Annotated in this window: 19 protein-coding genes; 13 read left to right on the forward strand and 6 right to left on the reverse strand. The window is 34.2% G+C overall.

Features of this window, described 5'->3' with window-relative positions:
- Window positions 1-13 precede the first annotated feature (13 nt).
- Together SYN6308_RS14590 and SYN6308_RS14595 are read right to left on the reverse strand one after the other, a co-directional pair.
- The gene (locus tag SYN6308_RS14590; RefSeq protein ID WP_017295190.1) at window positions 14-235 is read right to left on the reverse strand and encodes a hypothetical protein; all 222 of its coding nucleotides are present in this window, start codon (window positions 233-235) and stop codon (window positions 14-16) included.
- Between the two features lie 110 nt (window positions 236-345).
- Complete coding sequence (locus SYN6308_RS14595; RefSeq protein WP_017295191.1) at window positions 346-4335, reverse strand: hypothetical protein; 3990 nt, start codon at window positions 4333-4335, stop codon at window positions 346-348.
- A 606-nt stretch (window positions 4336-4941) separates the two neighbouring features.
- On the opposite strand from SYN6308_RS14595, the gene SYN6308_RS25810 reads away from it, so the two are divergent.
- A complete protein-coding gene (locus SYN6308_RS25810; protein WP_017295192.1) occupies window positions 4942-5682 on the forward strand; it encodes a calcium-binding protein in 741 nt (246 codons plus the stop codon).
- A 195-nt stretch (window positions 5683-5877) separates the two neighbouring features.
- On the opposite strand, the gene SYN6308_RS14610 is transcribed toward SYN6308_RS25810, so the two are convergent.
- Window positions 5878-6789 carry a DUF4007 family protein gene (locus SYN6308_RS14610; RefSeq protein ID WP_237741221.1) on the reverse strand — a complete coding sequence of 304 codons (912 nt, stop codon included), beginning with the start codon at window positions 6787-6789 and terminating at the stop codon, window positions 5878-5880.
- Between the two features lie 499 nt (window positions 6790-7288).
- Between SYN6308_RS14610 and SYN6308_RS14615 the strand changes: the two genes are divergently transcribed.
- The 4 genes from SYN6308_RS14615 to nusB all read left to right on the forward strand — a co-directional run bounded on the left by SYN6308_RS14615 (window position 7289) and on the right by nusB (window position 11269).
- Window positions 7289-9016 carry an N-acetylmuramoyl-L-alanine amidase family protein gene (locus tag SYN6308_RS14615; protein WP_017295194.1) on the forward strand — a complete coding sequence of 576 codons (1728 nt, stop codon included), beginning with the start codon at window positions 7289-7291 and terminating at the stop codon, window positions 9014-9016.
- A gap of 77 nt (window positions 9017-9093) precedes the next feature.
- Window positions 9094-9465 carry a four helix bundle protein gene (locus SYN6308_RS14620; protein WP_017295195.1) on the forward strand — a complete coding sequence of 124 codons (372 nt, stop codon included), beginning with the start codon at window positions 9094-9096 and terminating at the stop codon, window positions 9463-9465.
- A gap of 106 nt (window positions 9466-9571) precedes the next feature.
- On the forward strand, window positions 9572-10531 hold the full coding sequence (locus SYN6308_RS14625) for a LapA family protein (protein WP_017295196.1): 960 nt from the start codon (window positions 9572-9574) through the stop codon (window positions 10529-10531).
- Between the two features lie 108 nt (window positions 10532-10639).
- The gene (gene nusB / locus SYN6308_RS14630) at window positions 10640-11269 is read left to right on the forward strand and encodes a transcription antitermination factor NusB (RefSeq protein WP_017295197.1); all 630 of its coding nucleotides are present in this window, start codon (window positions 10640-10642) and stop codon (window positions 11267-11269) included.
- 88 nt (window positions 11270-11357) lie between these two features.
- Here the strand turns inward: nusB and aroH are convergent, their stop codons facing one another.
- Window positions 11358-11777, reverse strand: a complete 420-nt coding sequence (gene aroH, locus SYN6308_RS14635) for a chorismate mutase (protein WP_017295198.1) — start codon at window positions 11775-11777, stop codon at window positions 11358-11360.
- A 3-nt stretch (window positions 11778-11780) separates the two neighbouring features.
- Entirely contained in the window at window positions 11781-12602 is an 822-nt protein-coding gene (sppA, locus tag SYN6308_RS14640; RefSeq protein WP_017295199.1) for a signal peptide peptidase SppA, read from the reverse strand.
- Window positions 12603-12872: 270 nt separating this feature from the next.
- Here sppA and gcvT point away from each other — a divergent pair, with 270 nt between their 5' ends.
- The 5 genes from gcvT to SYN6308_RS14665 all read left to right on the forward strand — a co-directional run bounded on the left by gcvT (window position 12873) and on the right by SYN6308_RS14665 (window position 19662).
- Complete coding sequence (gene gcvT, locus SYN6308_RS14645) at window positions 12873-13979, forward strand: glycine cleavage system aminomethyltransferase GcvT (protein ID WP_017295200.1); 1107 nt, start codon at window positions 12873-12875, stop codon at window positions 13977-13979.
- A 51-nt stretch (window positions 13980-14030) separates the two neighbouring features.
- Window positions 14031-15800: a restriction endonuclease subunit S gene (locus SYN6308_RS22590; protein ID WP_017295201.1), complete on the forward strand. Its 1770-nt coding sequence runs from the start codon at window positions 14031-14033 to the stop codon at window positions 15798-15800.
- A gap of 175 nt (window positions 15801-15975) precedes the next feature.
- The gene (locus tag SYN6308_RS14655) at window positions 15976-16443 is read left to right on the forward strand and encodes an MEKHLA domain-containing protein (RefSeq protein ID WP_017295202.1); all 468 of its coding nucleotides are present in this window, start codon (window positions 15976-15978) and stop codon (window positions 16441-16443) included.
- 169 nt (window positions 16444-16612) lie between these two features.
- Window positions 16613-17887, forward strand: coding sequence for a bifunctional folylpolyglutamate synthase/dihydrofolate synthase (locus SYN6308_RS14660; RefSeq protein WP_017295203.1), 1275 nt, complete (start codon window positions 16613-16615; stop codon window positions 17885-17887).
- A 134-nt stretch (window positions 17888-18021) separates the two neighbouring features.
- Entirely contained in the window at window positions 18022-19662 is a 1641-nt protein-coding gene (locus SYN6308_RS14665) for a dipeptide ABC transporter ATP-binding protein (protein WP_017295204.1), read from the forward strand.
- Window positions 19663-19830: 168 nt separating this feature from the next.
- Here the strand turns inward: SYN6308_RS14665 and SYN6308_RS14670 are convergent, their stop codons facing one another.
- Window positions 19831-20460: a hypothetical protein gene (locus SYN6308_RS14670; RefSeq protein ID WP_017295205.1), complete on the reverse strand. Its 630-nt coding sequence runs from the start codon at window positions 20458-20460 to the stop codon at window positions 19831-19833.
- 447 nt (window positions 20461-20907) lie between these two features.
- Between SYN6308_RS14670 and SYN6308_RS14675 the strand changes: the two genes are divergently transcribed.
- From SYN6308_RS14675 to cutA, 3 genes are all read left to right on the forward strand, one after another.
- A complete protein-coding gene (locus tag SYN6308_RS14675; RefSeq protein ID WP_017295206.1) occupies window positions 20908-21486 on the forward strand; it encodes a hypothetical protein in 579 nt (192 codons plus the stop codon).
- A gap of 21 nt (window positions 21487-21507) precedes the next feature.
- Window positions 21508-21762 carry a chlororespiratory reduction protein 7 gene (locus SYN6308_RS14680; protein ID WP_017295207.1) on the forward strand — a complete coding sequence of 85 codons (255 nt, stop codon included), beginning with the start codon at window positions 21508-21510 and terminating at the stop codon, window positions 21760-21762.
- Window positions 21763-22075: 313 nt separating this feature from the next.
- The gene (cutA, locus tag SYN6308_RS14685; RefSeq protein WP_017295208.1) at window positions 22076-22345 is read left to right on the forward strand and encodes a divalent-cation tolerance protein CutA; all 270 of its coding nucleotides are present in this window, start codon (window positions 22076-22078) and stop codon (window positions 22343-22345) included.
- The last annotated feature ends 178 nt before the right edge of the window (window positions 22346-22523 follow it).

Here is a 22523-nt window from a genome sequence, read left to right on the forward strand (position 1 = left end):
AAAAATTTTCGGTTTATTCATCTTCTAATAGTTGTGCTAATATTTCGGGAGTTAAACCATTAGCTTTTGCTTCCTCTCTAATTTGAGTTACTATTTCTTCAAAGCTATCAGGTTTTAATAATTGTTTTAAAACTAAATTACAAATTTGGATTGCATTTTCTTGTTTAGTCGCATCTGCTTGTTGATAGGCTTTAGCTATTTCTGAGTCAACTTTAATTGTTATGGTTTCCATCATTAACTCCTTGATATACTCATTTATTTTGATTATATCTTAAGAAAATTTCTTTCAATTTAGCAAAAAACGAGAATTAGTTGGATTACGAGTTACGCTAACCCAACCTAGGATTAGTTTAGGATTCTTTCGGTGAGTTTCGCTAATACTGCTTCTCTGAGTTTTCGATCGAGCGGTAATCGTGCTAAGATTTCATCAACTAATTTATCTGCCTCTTTTTCTTTCGTTTCATCTATCCATACCATCCTTAAAGTTTCCTCCCCGTCATCACGGGTGACACTAATTCTTCTCGCAGTTACCCCTTCTTGAATACCTTGAGTGTTAACTTCTGTTTGGATAGCCTCTAAATTCTCGAATTTGCGCACTATATCCGCTAATTTTACCTCAAATGCGATCGAATCCTCATCATTCCAAGACTCCGCAGGTTTATCCGCAATCACCATCACAACCGCCGATAACCATTGACTATCACTTTGAGAATCATCAATCACCGCTTGAGTAAAACGTTTCAAACTGCGCTCAACACATTTATCCTTGAGATTATAACCCCGAATACGCAAATTTGCCCTTAACTTATCCCCTTGATTATCTACCCCAAAGGCACTATTTAACAAGGATTGACAGCGAGTTAATAAATTATCGTAGGCTTGATTAATTTCCCGTAACCCCTTAATTAACTCCGTTTTAAAAATTTTTGTTACTTCCACACTGGGGGGAGAGTCGAGGGTAATGGCAGATAAACCACAGGCAAGGGGTAAAGCCTTGAAAAGTAACTCGTCTGGCTCAACAGTTTGCTGTAAAGAGTGTAAAATCTGAAGGGCAGTCTTACTTAAATTTTTCGTTTGTTGAGTATAACGAGGTAACTTCTTGACAAACTGATAGAGAGGAGTAACGACACTTAAAAGGGTTGCGTTTCTCACTTGCAAATTATCTTTACCCTTTGCTTTACTTAAAATCGCCTCTAATTCTTTGAAGATTTCTCCCCTTAAACCTTCGATAGCAAAATATTTTACTCCATATCGATCGGGATTTTTTACTAATAACTCAAAATGTTCTTCCCCTAAAACTGGTATAAAAGTACCATCTTGATAAACTCCTACTTCTTCTCGGTAATATAACAACACGGAGGCAAGAATAACGGGAATAATTCCCTCTTTCACTCCATAGGGAGGCATTGACAATAGTTGATATAACTTATTAATACTTTGGGGTTTGTCGGTAGCTGATAAACAAAAATGTTCGATCGAACTCCAAACATCAGTTATATTAGGATTATCCCTACTAATAGGCGGATAAAAACCCCATTCTTCCAGACTTTCTTCCTTAATTTTAGTAGTGTTTCTGTCGGGGGGGGTAATCAAGATACGTTCAAAAGTCTTATTTTCGGGATTAAGGGAAGATTCTCCGACTAAGGGAGAATTAAGAGAAGATACCTCTTGGCTATTGTCACCAGTATCTTTTATTCCCTGACTCAGAATATTAACCTGTTGCCTATTGCCTGTTGCCTGTTGCCTTTCATCACCATTATCTTTTATTCCTTCACTGAGTATATTAACCTGTTGCCTATTGCCTATTGCCTGTTGCCTCCCCTCACCAATATCTTTTATTCCCTCGCCAATAATACGATGAATCCCCGTTTCTTGCAAAAGGGAAAAATACATAGTAACTTCTGGTCCATAACCCGTTAAACCCAACTTAGGTAGGGTAGAATTATTTATCATGGCAGAGATTAACTGTCGTCTTGCCATCATCCCTTGGGCGGTTAAATTACGGCGATTTATTAACTCATTCCACAAAATCGGGCTTTTAGGATATACTTGCTCACAAATACTCGATAATTTAGAGTTTAACTGACTAATACTAGAGATACTAACTAACTCCCCTTGAATCCAACATTGATTATTTTCTTCACTAACATCAAACACCGTAGCTAAAGTTTCATCTAAAAATCTTTCTGCTTCGGCGAGACGATAACGCACTTCTTTTCTAGCAACTCCATCAGCCTGTAATTCTTTTGCCGTTTTATCTAACCAATTCAAAGCCGAAAATTCTCTCCCTCGTAATCGTAAAATTTGTAAGTTATTAGCGGTGATGATAATAAGCGGTAATCCATCAACGGTAGATGAAGGAAAAGAGGAGGGGATTTCTTCTTCTAACCAATAACCTAAGTAACCATCGGCGGTATCACTATGGCATTTTAACTTGTCTAAATCTGATGAGGAGTCGAGATAATGTCTTTCAAAGTAACGTAAAGTACCTGTTTGATAACTATGTCTTTGAGCTATGATGGATTTTAATGGGCGTAGTGTTGACAGTTTTTTCACTAAAGTCTCTACATCCTGATAAGATTCTAACTCTCGATCGACATTAAAATCCGAACCTTGCCAAATTCTTAATTCATCTAATTGACGGCGATGGGTAATTATCCCCCCTTTCAATAAACCATCTATTTTTTTGTGCCAGTGGTTAACTTCTTCCTCTTGGGGTAAATCACATAAGCCATAAGCCACCAGTTGACGAGTTGCTTTTGTTATCCCCGTAATCGTCACCAAGTTGAGGATACCAATTACTTTTAATACCCGTAAACTATCCTCATCCAAACTTTTACTATCAGTGATTAAGTCGTGAATTTCTATCCATCTTTGCAAATTCGGGCGCGAAGTTAACCCCATTCCCGCCGATTCAATAAAATAATCATAGACTCGATCGAGTTTTAATGTAGGTAAGTTATACTTAACAAAATCAGAATTTGATTGTTTCAAAAACTCCTGTTGCCTATTGCCTTTTGCTTGTTGCCTACCTTCACCAGTATCTTTTATTTCTTCACTGAGTATATTAACCTGTTGCCTATTGCCTATTGCCTGTTGCCTACCTTCATCAGTATCTTTTATTTCTTCACTGAATATAACCGTTTCTGTGAGAAAATTTTTTAAGGAAAAAGGCTCGTCAGATGTGATAAAAGTAAATAAGGTTCGATCGTTTTGAGCATAACGCATACACAGAGTTGGTAAAACCAAAGCCGTCAGAGGATGCAGAGGGTAAATTTTTTCTAAGATTGACTCGTCAATTTTTTCTACCGATAAAGTCTGATGAAGACTATCAAACCATTGTTGACTATAATCTACAATCCACTCATAATTAAAAAGGTTATAACTTGAGTCTTGAAAAAATCCCTCTTGCCTTTTGCCTTTTGCCTCTTGCCTATCTCCCTCAGTATCTTTTATTTCCAGACTATGATGATTAATTGCTTCTCCCATTAACCGCATCATTTGCGATACCGATTCAGTAAAAGGAATATCCTCAAATCTACCTTGAATTTTTGCCCATTCGTTGCGTTGCACTTTTGCCAATCTTTGCCCATACTCAGTAAAGGCTTGATGCAGAATGCCTAAAATATAGACTCGATTGCCGTTAATTGACTCTAATTCTGCTAATTGTTGTAATAAGTATAAATCCTCCGCACCTTGATTATAAACAGCATATTCTAAATTTTTTCCCAACTCATCAATAATAAAAATTAAGTCTGTTTTACCTTGAATAATTATCTCTTTTATTAAGGTAATAATGGCACTATTATTAACAGTTTTTCCTACTTTTATTAATTCATTAAAACTCTCTAATTGTCCTTTAAATAGAGCTTTATTTTTTAGCTGAAAACTATCTAATCCTAGCAATAAAGCCCTTATAATCGTACTAATAATAGGCTCTCTTTGACTAACAGCGATCGACCTAAATAAACCTTGTTTTGGTAAATTATTTATTAATTTTTGATACTCTTTATTTAACTCATTTTCTTCTCTTAAAATAGGCTTAATAATCTCAAAAGCTGATGAATAAATTTTACTATTTTGAGGCGCTAATAAACAACTTAAATAATGACAAAAAGCAGATTTTCCAGTACCATAAACCCCTGTTAAAGTCCAACAATTGCTATTATTTTCTCTCGTCAAACCTCGCAAAACCCTCCCTAAAACATCAATGGCTTTATCCGTTAAAATATAACCATCTAAGGCGGTAATATCATCAAAATCTCTCTCTAAGTTGATCGATCGATTGTAACGTCTTTCTAGGGTAAAATAATTAGCTAATGTAGAATTAATCATAAAAATTGTGATTTTAACAAAAGTAGGTTAGGTTGAGGCACGAAACCTAACATCATAGACAAAAATAAACACCAGTAGGTGATGTTTTCAATTATAGTAAATTTTAGGTTGCACTTCCGTTATGATTATTAATTAGGGTCTGCTGAAAAAATCAGAAGGCTATTAAAATCAAAGGTTTAGACAAACTACATTGAAAAAAAAGTGCGCAGTTTTAAGGATTTTTATTCAAAAATTCGACACTTTTGACCTTATTTTTAATAATATCTCTATATTTTTTTATATTATGCAAAGCCTCAAAACCTTGATTTTTCATTCTTTAACCTAATACCTAACACCCTTTCCGATACCTATCCTCATCAAAAAACTTTTTCAGCAACCCCTATTTACATTAGCGTATTTCAATTTAGATGCTTCCTAGCTTACTCACATAAAAACTCCTCCTTTAATCATAATTTTTCCTAATAATTGATATTAATGAATATTAATTGACGTTTTATTTTGCTTAAGTGTATATTTAAATAAATAGATTTAAATCAATAGTTTATATATTATTTATTTACTTAAGTCTATCCTTATAACCTTTTACTAACTCAAAACATTAAGAAAATGGCCAGCATTGTAGGTAATTCCAGAAACAACTTATTAGAAGGAACGTTAGGAAATGATACGATTTTGGGTTTAGGAGGCAATGATACCTTAGATGGTGAAGGTGGCAATGATCTTTTGAACGGTGGTGATGGCAATGATCTCTTAGATGGTGGAAGTGGCAATGATACCCTTATTGGTGGTAATGGCAATGATACCTTAGATGGTGAAGGTGGCAATGATCTCTTAAATGGTGGAAGTGGCAATGATCTCTTAGATGGTGGAAGTGGCAATGATACCCTTATTGGTGGCAATGGCAACGATACCTTAGATGGTGAAAGTGGCAATGATCTTTTGAATGGCGGTAGTGGCAATGATCTCTTAGATGGTGAAGGTGGCAATGATACCCTCATTGGTGGTTTAGGGCGTGACAGGTTAGATGGTGGTGCAGGTGCAGACTTTTATCTATATAATTCTCCCAATGAAGGAAGAGATCTTATTGATGATTATTCCGTAACGAATGACACTTTTCTTTTTCGTCGTAATGGTTTCAATGGAGGCTTATCTTTAGGAACATTGAATGCCAATCAATTTACTTATGGTTCGTCTGCATCTGATGGGAACGATCGCTTTATTTATAATCGATCGACTGGTGAATTATTCTTTGATATAGATGGAACAGGATCTTCATCTCAGCAACTAATAGCTAAATTAATTGACCCAATCGGAGTCTTAAATAGGAATGATATTGTTATCATTTAGTTAGCACAAACATAGTCAATATTTTATTAGAAGTTATGTGAAACAACTATAATTTAATATTTAGACATCTCCAAATAATTATTGAAATATGTTTAATAATTGATGATTAAATATAGCATTTTGATAATTTAAATACTTAAATTTATTTAATTTTTAATTTCTGGAGATGCCTTTTTATTCTACATCAAATTACCGTTATTGATAAAAACGATCGAGCATTTGATAGGCTAAATCAAGGGGATTTTTCTCAAAGGATAGTTGCACTAAACCTGCAGTATCCGCTAAAAATAAAGATGATTCTTGACGGCATACTGCTTCAATCGCCGAATAAATAGCTTCTTCTGATAGTTTGAATACAGTGCCGGGGCTTCCCTTGTCATAAAGTAAACGGGAAATGGTAATAGTGGATTGATTTGTGCTTACCCAACTGGCGTATTCTAAACAAGTTGCCACGATTATTTCAGGAGGTAAATTAGGTTTACTCCCGAAGCGAAAATGGTAATAATTGCTATTTTTGGGCTGATAAATTAATCCTAACTCAGTAAAAGGGCAGTCGATCGAATCCTCCACAAAATTGACATTATCGTTATCTGATTCGACATACATTCGCAAAATACAGTTAATATCTTTGATTAAGGAGGATTCCGCCACGGTTTTATTCAATTCTTGCAGATAATCCGTTAAACTCTTGAGTAAATCTTCCTTTTTAAACTCGTTTTGATTGAAAAGATTAAAGGTATAATACCAAGCACCAGCGTTACAAGTGGGTTTAAGTAAATGCCAATGTAACAACCACAAAGAAGCTGGATTTTCTAAATAGGTATCCCAACCATTCACCCCTAACAGATTATGCCCAAAGTCTGACGGAGTATCATCTTCATCGATAACTTTAAAAGTATAACACCAATAACGCATCGATCGAACCATATTTTTACCTACCCCCAACCTAACGGGTGCATCTTCAGCATTAAAAATCTTGTTGTCAGAAGAAGCCACATCAAAAGCCTTCTTTAACCAACCCCAACGGGGATGAAAAGTCTCATGACGGGCAAAAGTAGGAGTTACGGGATTCTCCAAAAGATTTAACTCCAGATTAGTTTGCATCATTTGATCTTATTTTGATATATTTTGATAGTTTACTGACAATAATATTATGCTTTTTCCTGTTAAGATTCAATGTATAGCAGTCAGTTATGAGTTGTGAAAATTATCTTATCATCAAAGGCAAGAGGCAAAAGGCAAAAGGCAAGATTAGTCGTATCTTCGATATTTTTTCTAATAATTTATTTCTCACAAATGATTCCTGATTGCTATATATCTTTCTAATTTTTTTTAAAACTTTTTTAATGCCCTTATCTAGGGTAAATTCAGTCCAAAATTTTTTAATAGCTATAGTTATTCAACTCATTAAAATCATCAATTTTAAAAGCACTAAAAATAAAAAACAGATAATAAGAGATAGAGAATGAGGAGTAGAGAAGATAGAAAAGTTAAAAGACGAAATCATTACAATATGTTATTGTAAAATCGGAAAAACTATATTTTTTAGACATAAATTAGAATACTTATTTATTTCGTTTCCCACAATGAATGTAAGATAAAAAATATGATACAATCACAACAATTTTGGCAAGGATTATTTTTAACGGCTTCTTTCAGTTTAGTCATGGATTATGCTTCGGCACAATCTTTGACGGTGGTTTATCCCCCTGCTAACCATGAAACTACGGCTAATTCTATTTTTATTATCGGCTCTGCGGGTACTAATAATCCAGTATATATTAATGATAAGCCCATCGATCGATCTTCTCAAGGACATTTTGCTCCCTCTATACCTTTACAAACGGGAGAAAATAAATTAATTATTCGTTATGGCAATGAAGAAATTAAACGCATTGTTACAAAAAAAGAGCCTCCTCAACCCTCAAAATTTACCCCTATTTTTCCTTCTCAAAATATTAGCAAATTACCCGATGAATTAGTTTGTTTTCAATCGATCGCACCTTCTGAAAGTCAAGTATATGTGGACATAAATGGAGAAAAGATTAACTTAACCCCTGACTTAACGATGGCGAATTTACCCCCTAATTCCGCTATTTTAACAGGAAATAATGAAGGAGAAAAAATAACCCCTCAATTATGGGTAAATAAAAAAGGATGTGCCAGTTTTACTAATATTAATACCACTGTTACCCCCACCTTCATTATGAATTATGGAGACACAACAATTAAAGAAATAAGTCAAGGAAATGTAACAATTCTTAACCCTCAAGAGTTGACGGTGATTGAAATTATCTCAGAACAAGGTGTAGCTCGATCGGGTTCAAGTACCAATCATTCGAGGTTAACTCCCCTTCCCAGAGGCACAAGGGCATTAGTGACGGGGAGAGATGGAGATTGGTTACGGTTAGACTATGGCGGATGGATAAAAGCGGAAGAAACGAAGGTTTTACCCACCAATGCACCGCCTACCTCCATTATTCGCAGTGTGTCTTCTCGTCGCTTCGATAATCGGACAGAAGTTATTTTTCCCTTACAAAATCCTGTGCCTATTTCTATTCGTCAGGGAGATGATACTTTCACCCTCACTTTACACAACACCACAGCCCAAACCGATACCATTCGTTTTGATGACGACTCTTTGATTAAGCGCCTAGACTGGTATCAAACTTCCCCTAGTCAAGTTGACTATATTTTCAACTTTAAATCTAGTCGTCAATGGGGTTATGATGTGCGTTATGAGGGTAGTAATTTAGTTCTCACTTTTAATCATGCCCCTGCAAATATTCAAGGTACAACTATTTTACTTGATCCGGGTCACGGAGGGGATGAGAAAGGGGCTTTAGGAGGCACGGGTTATCCCGAAAAAGATGTTAACCTAGTGGTATCTCTCTTATTAGCTGAAGAATTGCGCAGTCGTGGCGCTACGGTTTATTTAACTAGAGAAACTGATACATTTGTATCTCTAGTCGATCGACAAAGGATGATAAATCAACTAAAGCCTCACCTTGCCTTTTCCATTCACTATAACGCCCTTCCCGATGGCGGTAATGCTGAAAAAACTCAGGGAATTAGTACTTTTTGGTATCATCCCCAAGCCCATGATATATCGGTATTTTTGCACAATTATTTGACAGAAAAGCTCGATCGACCTAGTTATGGGGTATATTGGAATAATCTAGCCCTCACTCGCCCTCATACTGCGCCTAGTGTTTTATTAGAGTTAGGTTTTATGATTAATCCAGAGGAATTTGAATGGATTACTAACCCTCAAGCTCAACAACAATTAGCACGTTCGATCGCCGATGGTATTATTGAATGGCTATCAGAATGAATGAAGAATGAAGAATGAAGAATGAAGAATGAAGAATGAAGAATGAAGAATGAAGAATGAAGAATGAAGAATAAATTATGGAACATGATATATCAAAACGAACTTTGAGCTTTAGTATCAGGATAGTAAATTTATGTAAATTTCTTAGGGAAAATGGAGGAACAGGTTATGATTTAAGTAAACAGTTAATTCGATCAGGTACAAGTATTGGAGCAAATATTGAAGAGGCACAAAATGCAGAAAGTACAGCCGATTTTATTCATAAAATGAGTATTTCTTTAAAGGAAGCAAGGGAAACAAATTATTGGTTAAAAATATTAATTGTCACAGAAAAAATATTAGAACCAAGATTACAACCGTTGCTCAATGAATCTAATGAATTAATTGCTATTATTTACAGTATTGTTAAAAACACAAAAGCTAATCAAAATACAAAATTAAGTAAATGATTCTTAATTCTTAATTTTCAATTCTTAATTCTTAATTCTTAATTCTTAATTCTTAATTCTTAATTTTCAATTCTTAATTCTTAATTCTTAATTCTTAATTCTTTTTATGGGATTTAAAATTATACTATTAATCTCGATCGTACTAATAATCGCATTATTTACAGTACAAAATGCACAAAATATCACCTTAGTTTTTTTAGGATTTAATTCTCTCAATTTACCCTTATCATTGTGGATGATTTTAGCTGTTTTAGCAGGAATTGTATCTAGTTTTATGATTCAACTTTTAAGCTCATCTTCATCTAATAAAAACTCTAATTATTCTAACTATTCTCCTTCAGAATCTGACAATAATCCTCCACCAAGAAAGCCTAAATCTAGTTTTAAACAACAACCTGATAATCAAGTTTATTCTCCACCCTTACCCGTAGAGAATAATCTTAAATATAATAATCCTAATGAAGAATTAGATGCTGATTTTGACTTTGATTTTGAAGAAGATTTAACTCCCAAAAAACCCCTAACGGATAATCAAGAAAATAATAATAATTTTCAACAATCCCAAGATTCTTTTGATTCAGATTTTGATTTTGAAGAAGATTTTTCCTCAGAAAATCCACCTTTTGAAGAAAATTTACCTTTAGAAAATGTGCCTGAAGTTAAATCAATTATTAACGAAATAAATCAGGAAGTAGCCCCAGAAATTAATCCGATTATTCCTGAAGAATCACCACAAATAGAGATAAAAAAAGTTATTAATCCTAACGATAATATACCCTCAGAAACATTTTTAAAACCACGAGAAGCCTCCCTTTATTCCTATAAACCGGGTGAAAAAACAGAAATTAGCTCAAAACCGACTAATATTAAAACTTCTCAAAAAAATGATCCCAAAAGCTCGATCGCGCAGCGCCACTTTGTGATCGAACCGTCAAAACCATCGGAGAATAGATATAGTGGAGGAGTGTATGATGCACCCTATCGAGTAATTTCACCCGGTTATGATGATACATCCCCTCTGGAAAATGATGAATTTTTTGAGGATGATGAAGATTGGGATTTTTAAAATTATTCACACTTGTAGTAATTTTTTTTTAGAGCAGTTTATTATGTATCTTATTCTCGTGCTGAGTATAAGTTATAATATTATGTTGCCCATTGTGAATTGAATAAAATGTCTATCCGTCAACAACCCCGAAGAACTGCCAGAATCTTAGCTTTACTTGGTTTAAGTCAAATTAAGTTAAAACCAGAGAATTTAGAAGACATCGAAATTAATGATCTAGTTTTAGGGGCAATTCGTACTCTTACCCTTGAAATTGAAAGTACGATCGAATCTGCTTCCGATGAATTAAATCGTAGTAATGATTTACTATTTAAAAGTGAAACAAGGGCGACAAATTTAGGTAGTGCTAGAATGATGTTGAAAGACTCCATCGCCCTAACTCAAAAAGCAATTAATCGGATTGGAAATATTATTGAAATCCCTGAGTTTGTACAGTTGTCTAAAACCCATGAAGTGAGAGAATATGCTTTAGAATTAATGGGTACAGTCGATCGACGTAAGGAAGAAATCGAAACGATGCTCAATGAAGTAATGGTAGATTGGACATTAAACCGCCTTACCCAAATCGATGCCAATATTCTACGATTGGCGGTGGCTGAAATGGTTTTTTTAAATATAGATCATAAAATTGCTATCAATGAATCGATCGAGATTGCCAAAACCTATTCCGATGATGATGGTTATAGATTTATTAACGGAGTCCTACGGAAAATCAGCGATCGACTTAAACTAAGATAATTAACAATGAGGAATTAGAAATGAGGAATTAATGGGATTTAGAAGTTAATCCATTCTTAATTTTTCATTCTCCATTCTCCATTCTCCATTAATTCTTTGATAGGTATAAATCAGGACGCAATTTTTCCGCTTGGCGCAGATAAGAATGATACATTTCTGTTTGTGGTTTAATTGTATTTATATAGATTAAGACTCGAATACATTTTTCTAAACTACCCTTTACTTGCATTTGTTGTAAATCTAATAAAGGTACGTTTGTCCATTGAGGATATTCACGGGCAATGGCGGCAGGAAAAACCGCATCTAAGTCAGGAGTCACGGTAAAAATGACGCTAATAACGTCATCGTGTTTTAGTTGGTTACGGGTTTCGATGTCTTTCAATAACTCTCTGACGGCATCTCTCATGGCTTCGATCGTATTTTCAGAAGCTGTAGTAGCTCCTCGAATTGCCCGTACATTCAACATCAACTTTTTACTCCCTTCCCAAGTTAAGTGCATATTTTCCATAGATTAAGGACGATATAGCCATAAAGGTTGACCACTGGTAGCCAATTCAAATTCTAACCAATTAATGCTAGATCCCACTTTTGATTTTACCTGAGTTCGTCCATTAAGAACACGATCGACAAAAGATTTTGGTTGTTCTATTGTATGACATTCTGTCTTGTCAGGATCAAGTTTAACTAATTCACAAGCCCAGCGAAAAGCGTCTTTTTCACTACCTAATCGATCGACTAATCCTAATTTTAAAGCCTGTTCGCCACTAAAAATGCGCCCATCGGCAAAACTTTTCACGGTTTCTACACTTAATTTTCTTCCTTCCGCCACTGTTTGCACAAATTGCTCATAGGTACTATCAATCAATTCTTGTAAAATCTTTTCTTCTTCTTCACTCAAATTTCGATCGAAAGATAGTATATCTTTATAAGGACCTGATTTGATCACCTGAAAAGAAACTCCCACTTTATCCAATAACTTCTCTAGGTTATTTCCCCTAATAATTACGCCGATACTTCCTGTAATTGTCCCCGCATTAGAAACAATATGATTTGCTCCCACCCCAATATAAATGCCACCAGAGGCAGAAATATTGCCGAAACTAGCTACGATTTTGATTTTTCCCCCTAATTTTGTCAAAGCCGAGTAAATCTCTTGAGAATCCGCTACAGTGCCTCCGGGGGAGTCGATTCTGAGCAACAATGCAGGAAATTTCTTTTCTTCTACAATTTCTAAAGCCTCTAATACTCGTTCTCTGGTTTTAGGTGCGATCGCACCAGTAATTTCAATTCGAGCAATTTGTTTTTTCGATGATGGTTTAAAAGGCCAGATCATTGTATATACTATGGATATTTTCTAAATGTAAGTTTTATCTTCAATTAGCATATCATTATAGTTAGACAATTTGACTTGAGGAAATCCGTAATTACTTATAATAGACATCTGAAACTCCAAATTGCTAAAAGAAGGGTTAAAACCTTCACTACAAACAAAGAAAAAATAGAAAAGATCATTAATCAATAGTTCATTTCTAATTCGATGGGTGTTGATAAATAAACCATAATCAGGAATTATAATTAATAAACATTATCTATATTAATCATTGTGACAGAATCATCAAATTCACTGCACCAGACTCCTCTTTATTCCTTATCCTGTAAAAGTAACGCTAAATTTACCGACTTTGCAGGGTGGGAAATGGCTTTACAATATAGCGGTTTGAAAAAAGAACATCAAGCCGTGAGAGAATCTGTAGGGATGTTCGATATTTCTCACATGGGCAAATTTAGCTTATCAGGTAAAAATGTTCGATCGAGCTTAAACTATCTTGTACCATCGGATTTAACCACTTTAGACAAAGGACAAGCCCAATATACAGTATTATTAAACCATAAAGGGGGTATTATTGACGATATTATTTTTTACTATCAAGGGAAAAACGAAGATAATATAGAGTCAGGAATTTTAATCGTTAATGCCTCCACTACCGCCAAAGATTGGGCTTGGTTAACCGAAAATCTCAAAAATCAAGATATTGAATTAAAAAACAACTCTGAAGATTTAGCCTTAATTGCCCTACAAGGAAAACAAGCCCTTAAATATCTTAATCCCTTCGTCACCGAAGACTTAACTAACCTCCCTAGTTTTGGACATCTCACCACAAATATAGACGGGGAAAAAGTTTTTATCGCGAGCACAGGTTATACTGGAGAGGATGGATTTGAAATCATGACAACTCCCTCCATGTCGCAAAAATTATGGAAGCATTTTGTCAAAAATAACGTTACTCCTTGCGGTTTAGGATGTCGTGATACCCTGCGTTTAGAAGCCTGTATGGGTTTATATGGGCAAGACATGGATGAGGAAACAACCCCCCTAGAAGCAGGGTTAGGATGGGTAGTGAATTTTAATCATGACTTCATCGGTAAGGAAGTTTTGGTGAAACAAAAACAAGAAAAGGTGAAAAAACGTTTAGTGGCGATCGAAATGCAAGGAAAATATATCGCACGTCATGATTATCCTATTATTGTAGATAATCAAATGGTAGGGAAAATTACCAGTGGTACATTATCCCCGACATTAAATAAGGCGATCGCTCTGGGTTATGTACCGTATAATTATAGTAAAATTGGGCAAAAATTAACGGTAGAAATTAGAGAAAAATTATATCCTGCGGTAGTGGTGAAAAAACCGTTTTATAAAAAGAGTTGATTCCCCCTAATCCCCCTTACTAAAGGGGGAAAAAGATGAGGGTCTGGTATAATGACAAAATTATCGTTATGGGGTACAAAAATTTTTATGACCATTTCTAAAAGTAAAACCGCCACCATCGAACTTTTAGATCAATATTTTACTACTGCCTTTTCTGCACCCGAAGGAATACCGAAGTTACGAGAGTTGATTCTTTCTTTGGCAATGCAAGGGCAACTTGTACCCCAAAACCCTGACGATAAACCCGCACGGGAATTATTAAAAGATATTCAAGCCGAAAAACAACGGTTAATCAAGGAAGGAAAGCTCAAAAAATCTGATCCTTTACCAGAAATTACCCCCGATGAAATTCCCTATGATATTCCAGACACTTGGGAATGGGTGAGATTAGGTGATATGGGAAATATTTTTAACGGTAATAGTATTAACTCAAAAATTAAAGAAACGAAATATAGAGATATTATTGGATTGCCATATATTGCAACAAAAGATGTTGGTTATGGTTTTGAAAAAGTTGATTATGAAAACGGCATTTTTATTCCAAAAAATGAGGATAAATTCAAAATTGCTCATAATGGTTCAATTTTAATCTGTTCAGAAGGAGGAAGCGCAGGAAAAAAATGCGGTCTCATTGATAGAGATATTTGTTTTGGGAATAAATTATTTGCTAATGAACCTTTTGCAAAGATTTCTTCAAAATTTATTCTTTGTATTTATTTAACTCCTTTTTTTAAAGTTTTATTTACAAATTCAATGACTGGAATAATTGGCGGTATATCCATAAATAAGTTTATAAAACTTTTAATTCCTCTACCGCCCCTAGAAGAACAAAAGAGAATAGTAGAGAGAATCGAGTCATTAATGGACAAGTGCGATCGACTTCAAGACTTCCATCAGCAAAGGGAAGCAATAAGATTAAAAATGCAACTAGCCGTAGGGGATAAACTCTTAAATGCGCCCGATAAACAGACATTTAACGAGGCTTGGCAATTCATGGCGAACAACTTTGAGACTCTCTACAGCGTCAAGGAAAACGTTAAGGAATTAAGGAAAGTCATCCTCCAATTAGCGGTAATGGGTAAATTAGTACCACAGGATACAAGAGATCGATCGGCGAGGGAGTTATTAAGGGATATTGAGGCAGAAAAGCAACGGTTAATCAAAGAAGGTAAAATTAAACCGCAAAAACCCTTACCTGCAATCACTCCTGATGAAATTCCCTATGATATTCCAGACACTTGGGAATGGGTTAGAGTAATTAATGTAGTTGATGTGGGAACTGGATCGACTCCAACTAAATCTAATTCAGAATACTATAACGGAACGATTCCTTGGTACACAAGTTCAGCAACAAATAATTTATTTGCGGAGAAACCAAACATATTTATAACAGATAAAGCGATACAGGAAACTAATTGTAAAGTATTTCCAACGGGGAGTTTGATCGTAGCTTTATATGGACAAGGAAAAACAAGAGGACAAATTAGTGAAATAATCATATCCGGAGCAACTAATCAAGCTATTGCCGCAATGATATTTTTTGAATCATCAAAAGGGATAAAAAAATATCTTAAATATTATTTCTTAAAAATTTATGATGAAATTAGAAGTCTAGCAGAAGGTGGCGCTCAGCCTAATTTAAACATTGGCAAAATAAAAAATATACCGATTCCTTTACCACCACTTGAAGAACAAAAAAGAATAGTCGAGAAAGTAGATAAAATGATGAAATTATGTGACGAATTAGAGGAAAAAATCACCGCTCAAACGGACACCCAAACAAGGCTTTTATATAGCACGATCGCGCAAATTTTACCCTAAATTTCTCTCTTATTAAGGGAGGTTAGGGGGGATCATATTTTTTATAAAAAAGGTTAAGTTCGATCGAGTTTATGAGTTAAAATCAAATAACCCAACACCATAGACTTTTTTTAATGATTATTAGTAGAATAATTAAAAGTTAGATGATACCCATTATTAAATTAGGATAAAAAAGATGATCGAAATTTGGCAAAAACCAGAAATTATTGCTTGGACACAAATTATTTTAAATAGTTATACTCAATTATTAGGAGAAGAATTAATTAATAGAGAGAGGGATGAGTTAACTCAATCTCAAAATTTATTTTATGCAGATAAAGTAGTTTATTCCCATGATACCCAAAGTGATCCTATTTATAATTATAGTAATAAAAAAGGGTTAGAATTATGGGAAATGGATTGGGAAACCTTGACAAAAACGCCATCTCGCACTACCACTCAACCCTTATTAAGAGAAGAAAGACAACAATTATTAAGGGAAACCATGACAAAAGGTTATATAAAAAATTATCAAGGAATTAGAGTATCTAGTAGTGGTAAAAAATATCTAATTAAAGATATAACTGTGTGGAATTTAACCGATAAAAATGGTAAATTTTGCGGACAAGCGGCGACTTTTTCACAGTGGGAAAAGCTATCTTAATTTATGAAATCTTAATGGAGATGCTAAAATTATTAACAACTTTTATCTAACCATTACTTATCAATAATTTCGTAATAATTCTACTTTGCGTCTTTGCGCCTTTGCGTGAAATTTTACTATAATTATTGAACCCAACCTAATTTAATTCGATCGAACTTACCATAATTTAATGACAAATAATCAAAGAAAAACAGAGCTAGATATATTATTAGAACCTTACCAAAAATTTGGTATTAGTTTAGGTTTAGAAAGAATCAAAAACCTATTAAATGTATTAGGAAATCCTCAAGAAAAAGTTTCTATAATTCATGTTGCAGGTACAAATGGTAAAGGTTCAGTTTGTGCTTATTTATCCTCAATTTTAACTCAAGCAGGTTATAACACAGGACGTTATACTTCCCCTCATTTAGTACATTGGAATGAAAGAATTTGCCTAAATGAAAAACCAATTTCTACAGAAAAATTAATCGCTATTATTAAACATATTTCTACCGTTATTGATTCACTGGAAGAATGTCCAACTTTATTTGAAGTCATAACGGCTTCGGCTTGGGTTTATTTTGCCGAGTGTCAAGTTGATGTGGCTGTGATGGAGGTTGGTTTAGGTGGAAGACTTGATGCGACTAACGTGTGCGATCGAAACCTTGTTAGTATTATTACCTCTATCAGTCGAGAACATTGGCAAAGATTAGGTAACACATTGACAGAAATTGCCACAGAAAAAGCAGGGGTTATCAAGGCTCAATGCCCTGTTATCGTGGGTAATTTACCAGAAGAAGCAAATATAGTAGTTAGAAATAGAGCAAAAATCTTAGATTGTCCAACTATATGGGCAGAATCTGCGGAAAAATTCTCGAAAAATGGCGAAAATTGGGCTAAATATCAAGATATAGAATATCCTCTCCCCCTTGCAGGAGATATACAATTACATAATTCTGCGATCTCGATCGAAACTATAAAAATATTACAAGCTCAAGGATGGCATATCAAACTTGAGCATATACAAGAAGGCATGAGGAAGGCAAAATGGAGGGGGAGGATTGAATGGGTAACGTGGCAAGGGCAAAAAATGTTAATCGATGGGGCGCATAATGTGGCTTCGGCACAAATTTTGAGACAATATGTCGATACTTTGAATAAACCTATTATCTGGGTAATGGGGATGTTAAGCACAAAAGATCATCAAGGCATTTTTGAGGCTTTACTGCGTCCTCAAGATCAATTACACTTAGTACCAGTTCCTGATCATAGCAGTACCGATACAGAGTTTCTCTCACAACTTGCGCAAAATGTCAATCCTCTGTTAACAAAAGTTAACACTTATGAGGATTTATTCATCGCCCTCGAAAAAGTTAGCTCGATCGTGGATAATGAAAAGGAAATTATAGTACTATGCGGTTCGTTATATTTACTAGGCTATTTTTTACAACATTTTTCGCAATAACTGATGAATCGATCGATAACCGATAAAATGAAAGTTCGTAGTGATAGCTTTAGCTATTTCGTCTTATCATTTTAAGGTGAATGTGGGCAATGCCCACCCTACATTTTACCTTCCTAATGTCATTGACTATTATTATGAACTCTCCTTTATTAGAAATTAAAAATCTGAAAGTTGCCTATCCTGTCACTAACTACGGTGAGAATCAACTAACTTGGGCAGTAAATGATGTATCTTTTGATTTGGATAAAGGGGAAATCATGGCTTTAGTGGGGGAGTCGGGTTGCGGTAAATCCACTTTGGGAAGGGCTGTAATGCGATTATTACCAGATAAAAGCTCGATCGAGGGTTCAGCAAATTTTCAGGGAGAGGATATATTTAGTTTTGATAGCCAAGCTATGCGCAGATTTCGAGGAGAAGCTATAGCTTTAGTATTTCAAGACCCTATGACCAGATTAGACCCTTTAATGACTATTGGGGATCATTGTATCGAAACATTGAAAGCTCATCAACCCCAATTATCCACAAAAGAGGCAAAAGAAAAAGCCTTATCCACTCTGGAAACAGTGAAAATATCTCCTGAAAGGTTTAATCAGTATCCCCATGAGTTTAGTGGGGGAATGCGTCAACGTGTGGCGATCGCACTTGCATTATTATTAGAACCTAAGTTGATAGTTGCAGACGAACCCACTACTTCCCTTGATGTGACTATCGCTTCCGAAATTTTGGCAGAGTTAACTTCTTTATGTCGAGATAGGGATATGGCATTATTGTTGATTTCCCATGATTTGGCGATGGTAGGTAAATATTGCGATCGAATTGGGGTAATGTATCAAGGGGAGATGGTAGAAACGGGAAAAGTAGAAGATGTCATGTATTCACCCCACCATGAATATTCTAAATCTTTATTGGAGGCGGCTTTCCATTTGCATCACACCACCGCTTCTCAACCTCCAGAAGAAAAAACAACGCCACTATTACAGTTAAAAAATTTAAAACAATACTATACCCTCGAAGCTAATTTTATTGAGCAAATTTTAGGCAAAAAATCCCAAACTATCAAAGCGGTAGATAATCTTAACCTAGATATTAAACAAGGGGAAATCTTAGGTTTAGTAGGGGAGTCTGGCTGTGGAAAAAGTACCCTGTCTCGCACTATTTTACAATTAATTAGGGCAACTTCGGGACAAGTTCAATTTCTTGATCAAGATTTAACTACCCTTCCAGAGACTGAAATTCGAGGCTTAAGAAAAGAAATACAGATGATTTTTCAAGACCCTCACGCTTGTTTAAATCCGATGATGACTATAGGAGAGTCTATCACCGAACCGCTCTTAATTCATCAACTGGGTAACAAACAAGAAAATCAAGAAAGGGTAGAAAAGATGTTAAATCGAGTCGGATTAAACCCCCAAGAATACTATAACCGTTATCCGAAGGAACTTTCAGGAGGACAACAACAAAGAGTTGCGATCGCACGGGCATTAATTACTAATCCGAAATTGGTTATATGTGATGAACCTGTAAGTATGTTAGATGCCACAGTACAAGCCCAAGTATTAGACTTAATTTTAGAATTGAAAGCGGAGTTTAATTTAACCTATCTTTTTATTACCCATGATTTATCTGTAGCCAAGTTTTTGTGCGATCGAATTGCCGTCATGAATGGCGGTAAAATAGTAGAATTGGGAGACACTGCAAGTATTTTTAAAAATCCCCAACATCCTTACACAAAAACCCTTCTAGCTTCCGCCTTCACCTTTTCTGATGGTAAATAGGATATAGGAGTTAGAAGACAGGAGAAATACTGAAAATAAAGGTTTTTAGGCTATAAACAATTTTGGTTCTTTGACTTTGAATATGATAAATTATTGATGAAGGTAGGCAAAAGGCAACAAAGAATAATAAAAATAATTATTTGAGTTTTTTCCTCTATAATTTCAAATTTAACTTAAACGACTTATCATGTCATTTTGAATGGCTTGTTCATCATAAATAGTAATGATTCTATTCGGTCTTAAACTACTATAATAAAGTCTTCCCGTTAAAAGTGTAATTTTTTTTATTTTAGTATCATCAGGTTTATTTTCTAATAAATCTAAGCATGAAAAATATAAAAACTCACTATAATTTTCAGGAATTTTATTAATCAAAGTGATAATATATAAGATTTTTTCTCTTACTGCCTCATTATCAATTTCTTTTAAAAAACAATTAACTAATGTTTGATAAGTCAAATTATTAAAAAATCCATTTTTACCTTTTAACTGTAAATTAATTTTGACTTTTTGTACAATTATTTCTAATGTTTCCCATACAATTAAAAATTGTGAATATTGTTCACATAAAGTTAGTACTCTTTCATAATATCCATCCAATAAAAAATTAAAAGTACTTAAAGATTTAGAATTTTTCCATACTCTTATAAAATCCCTAAATAATTTTTCTGAAAAACTATTTATTTCTATCTCTTTTAGTGAATTATCTATCTCTTTTATTTGTTTTATACTCAGGTTATGATAAATAATTAATAAGATAAATCCTATGAATATTAATAAAACAATAACAATCTCCATATTATTAAGATTAAAAATTATGTATATGAAACTCAACAATGTGTATTATGTTGTAAAATGTAAGTTGGGTTAAACGAAGTGCAACCCAACAATAGCCAATGATAAAAATTATTACTTTTGTGAAATGTTAGGTTTTGTTACCTCAACCTAACCTAGAATTTTATCAGAAAATAAAGGTTCGATGATTTCCCAATCAAGATGGGTGAGACTACTAGAATATGTTATTTTGGAGATTATAATTATTTTACATAATATTATAACCTACATTCTTGAGATACCAAATGGGTTCTATAGGGTGCTTGGTAGAGTGCGTAAAATTTTGACTTATCTGTAATAGTTTTCTCAAAAATTTAATTCTTCAACAATTTTACCTGTAAATTTACTGATATATGATCTATAATGACTATGAGACAATTTAGTCTCCTACACTAATATAAGATTAACATCATGACTAATAATCGTTTTCAAGATTGGTCAAAGCGTACTGAAAGAATACAAAAACAAGCCTTAAATGCTCCTTCAGTATGGGATAATTCCGTAGAAGAAGAACAAAAAACCATTGAAGAAGTTAAACAACAATGGCAAAATAAACAGCATCAACAATTTAAACGTATTCAAAAACAGGAAAATGAGCATCAGAATATCAAAATTATTGTCTCTAGTTTAGTTTCTTTTACCTTAATTGCGATCGCAGTACCGAATATTCCAGCTTGGTGGCAAATGGGAAAAAATAGTTTTGCAGAATTATTCCCTGAAGACACAGAAGCAAATAGTGGTAATCAACCGATAAAGGGCGGTTTTTTAGACAAAATAAAAAAATTACAGCAAAAACAAGCTAATAAAGAGAATAATCAGGAAAATAGCCTAAAGGAAGATGGTACTGTTAAAAAAGAAGGTGGTAAAGCAACAATAGCTGATCAATTAGAAGAAAGTGTGGATAATATAGATAACTATAATCAAAATTTACAAAAAGCGATCGATATTTCCGACGGGAAAGAAGCTAGTTTAGAAAAAGAAAAAAAATAACAATCAAAAAGCGCTAAATTTATGGCTGACTCCATCATGTATCAACAAGACGGTTATGTGGTTTTAGAAACCAACAAAGAAGAAGAATTAATGACAGAATCAGAGTTATTAAGCAAATTAGAGACATTGTTGGCTAGTCAGTCAGATTTACCCCCCGATATAGCTAAAATTACTAACCCCTCTCAACAAGCCGAATATTTACTCAATAATTACTGTGAATTTAACCTTGACGATGATCATTATTTACAATGGTATGTGGTGCGTTGGGAAAAATGATCAATAAATCGGAGTAAAAAAATTCGATTTTCCTTGACTTTTTCTCTCTTTTGCGTAATAATAGAAAAATAAAGATCATAATGGAAATCTAACTGTCAAATTCCAAAATTGTCAATATTCCCATTATCTAAATTTTAACAAAAATGTCAAGGTTTGTCAAGGGAAAAGTAAAAAAAAGGCGATTTTTTTCTCTGTTATTATTGTCACAGGCAAGATGTCTGTTTTACCCGGGATGGATTTAAAGTTTTTATATTAATCAGAAAAATTTGTCTCTGATTAAATTTACCAATAAACTTATATAAATTATTGCTCTATGGAAAAGAATAATTATGGTATAGTTTTAGTTACAGCTAGTAGTGAAACTGAAGCAAGTTCGATCGCCCATACCTTGATAGAAGAATCCTTGGCGGTGTGTGTCAATTTTATGCCCATTACTTCCGTTTATCATTGGCAAGGAAAAGTTTGTCAAGATTCGGAATGGCAATTAATTATTAAGACAGATTTGATACTTTTTGAGCGCCTCGAAAGTAAAATTAGAGAATTACATTCTTACGATGTACCAGAAATTGTGCGATTCGTTTAGGTCAAAGTTGAGTCTCATAGAGACACCTAGAAGCCAATTCTAGCCCAACGTAAACCTAGCAAGGTAATCAAAAAACCTCAAGAGAAATTAAGACCCATCACAGGGCATCCTCGAAGGGCAAACTCAGAACCTAGATAACTTAATAACTGTTAAAAACAAAAGAATGGTAACATTCAGG

The sequence above is a fragment of the Geminocystis herdmanii PCC 6308 genome (assembly GCF_000332235.1).
Lineage (GTDB): Bacteria > Cyanobacteriota > Cyanobacteriia > Cyanobacteriales > Cyanobacteriaceae > Geminocystis > Geminocystis herdmanii.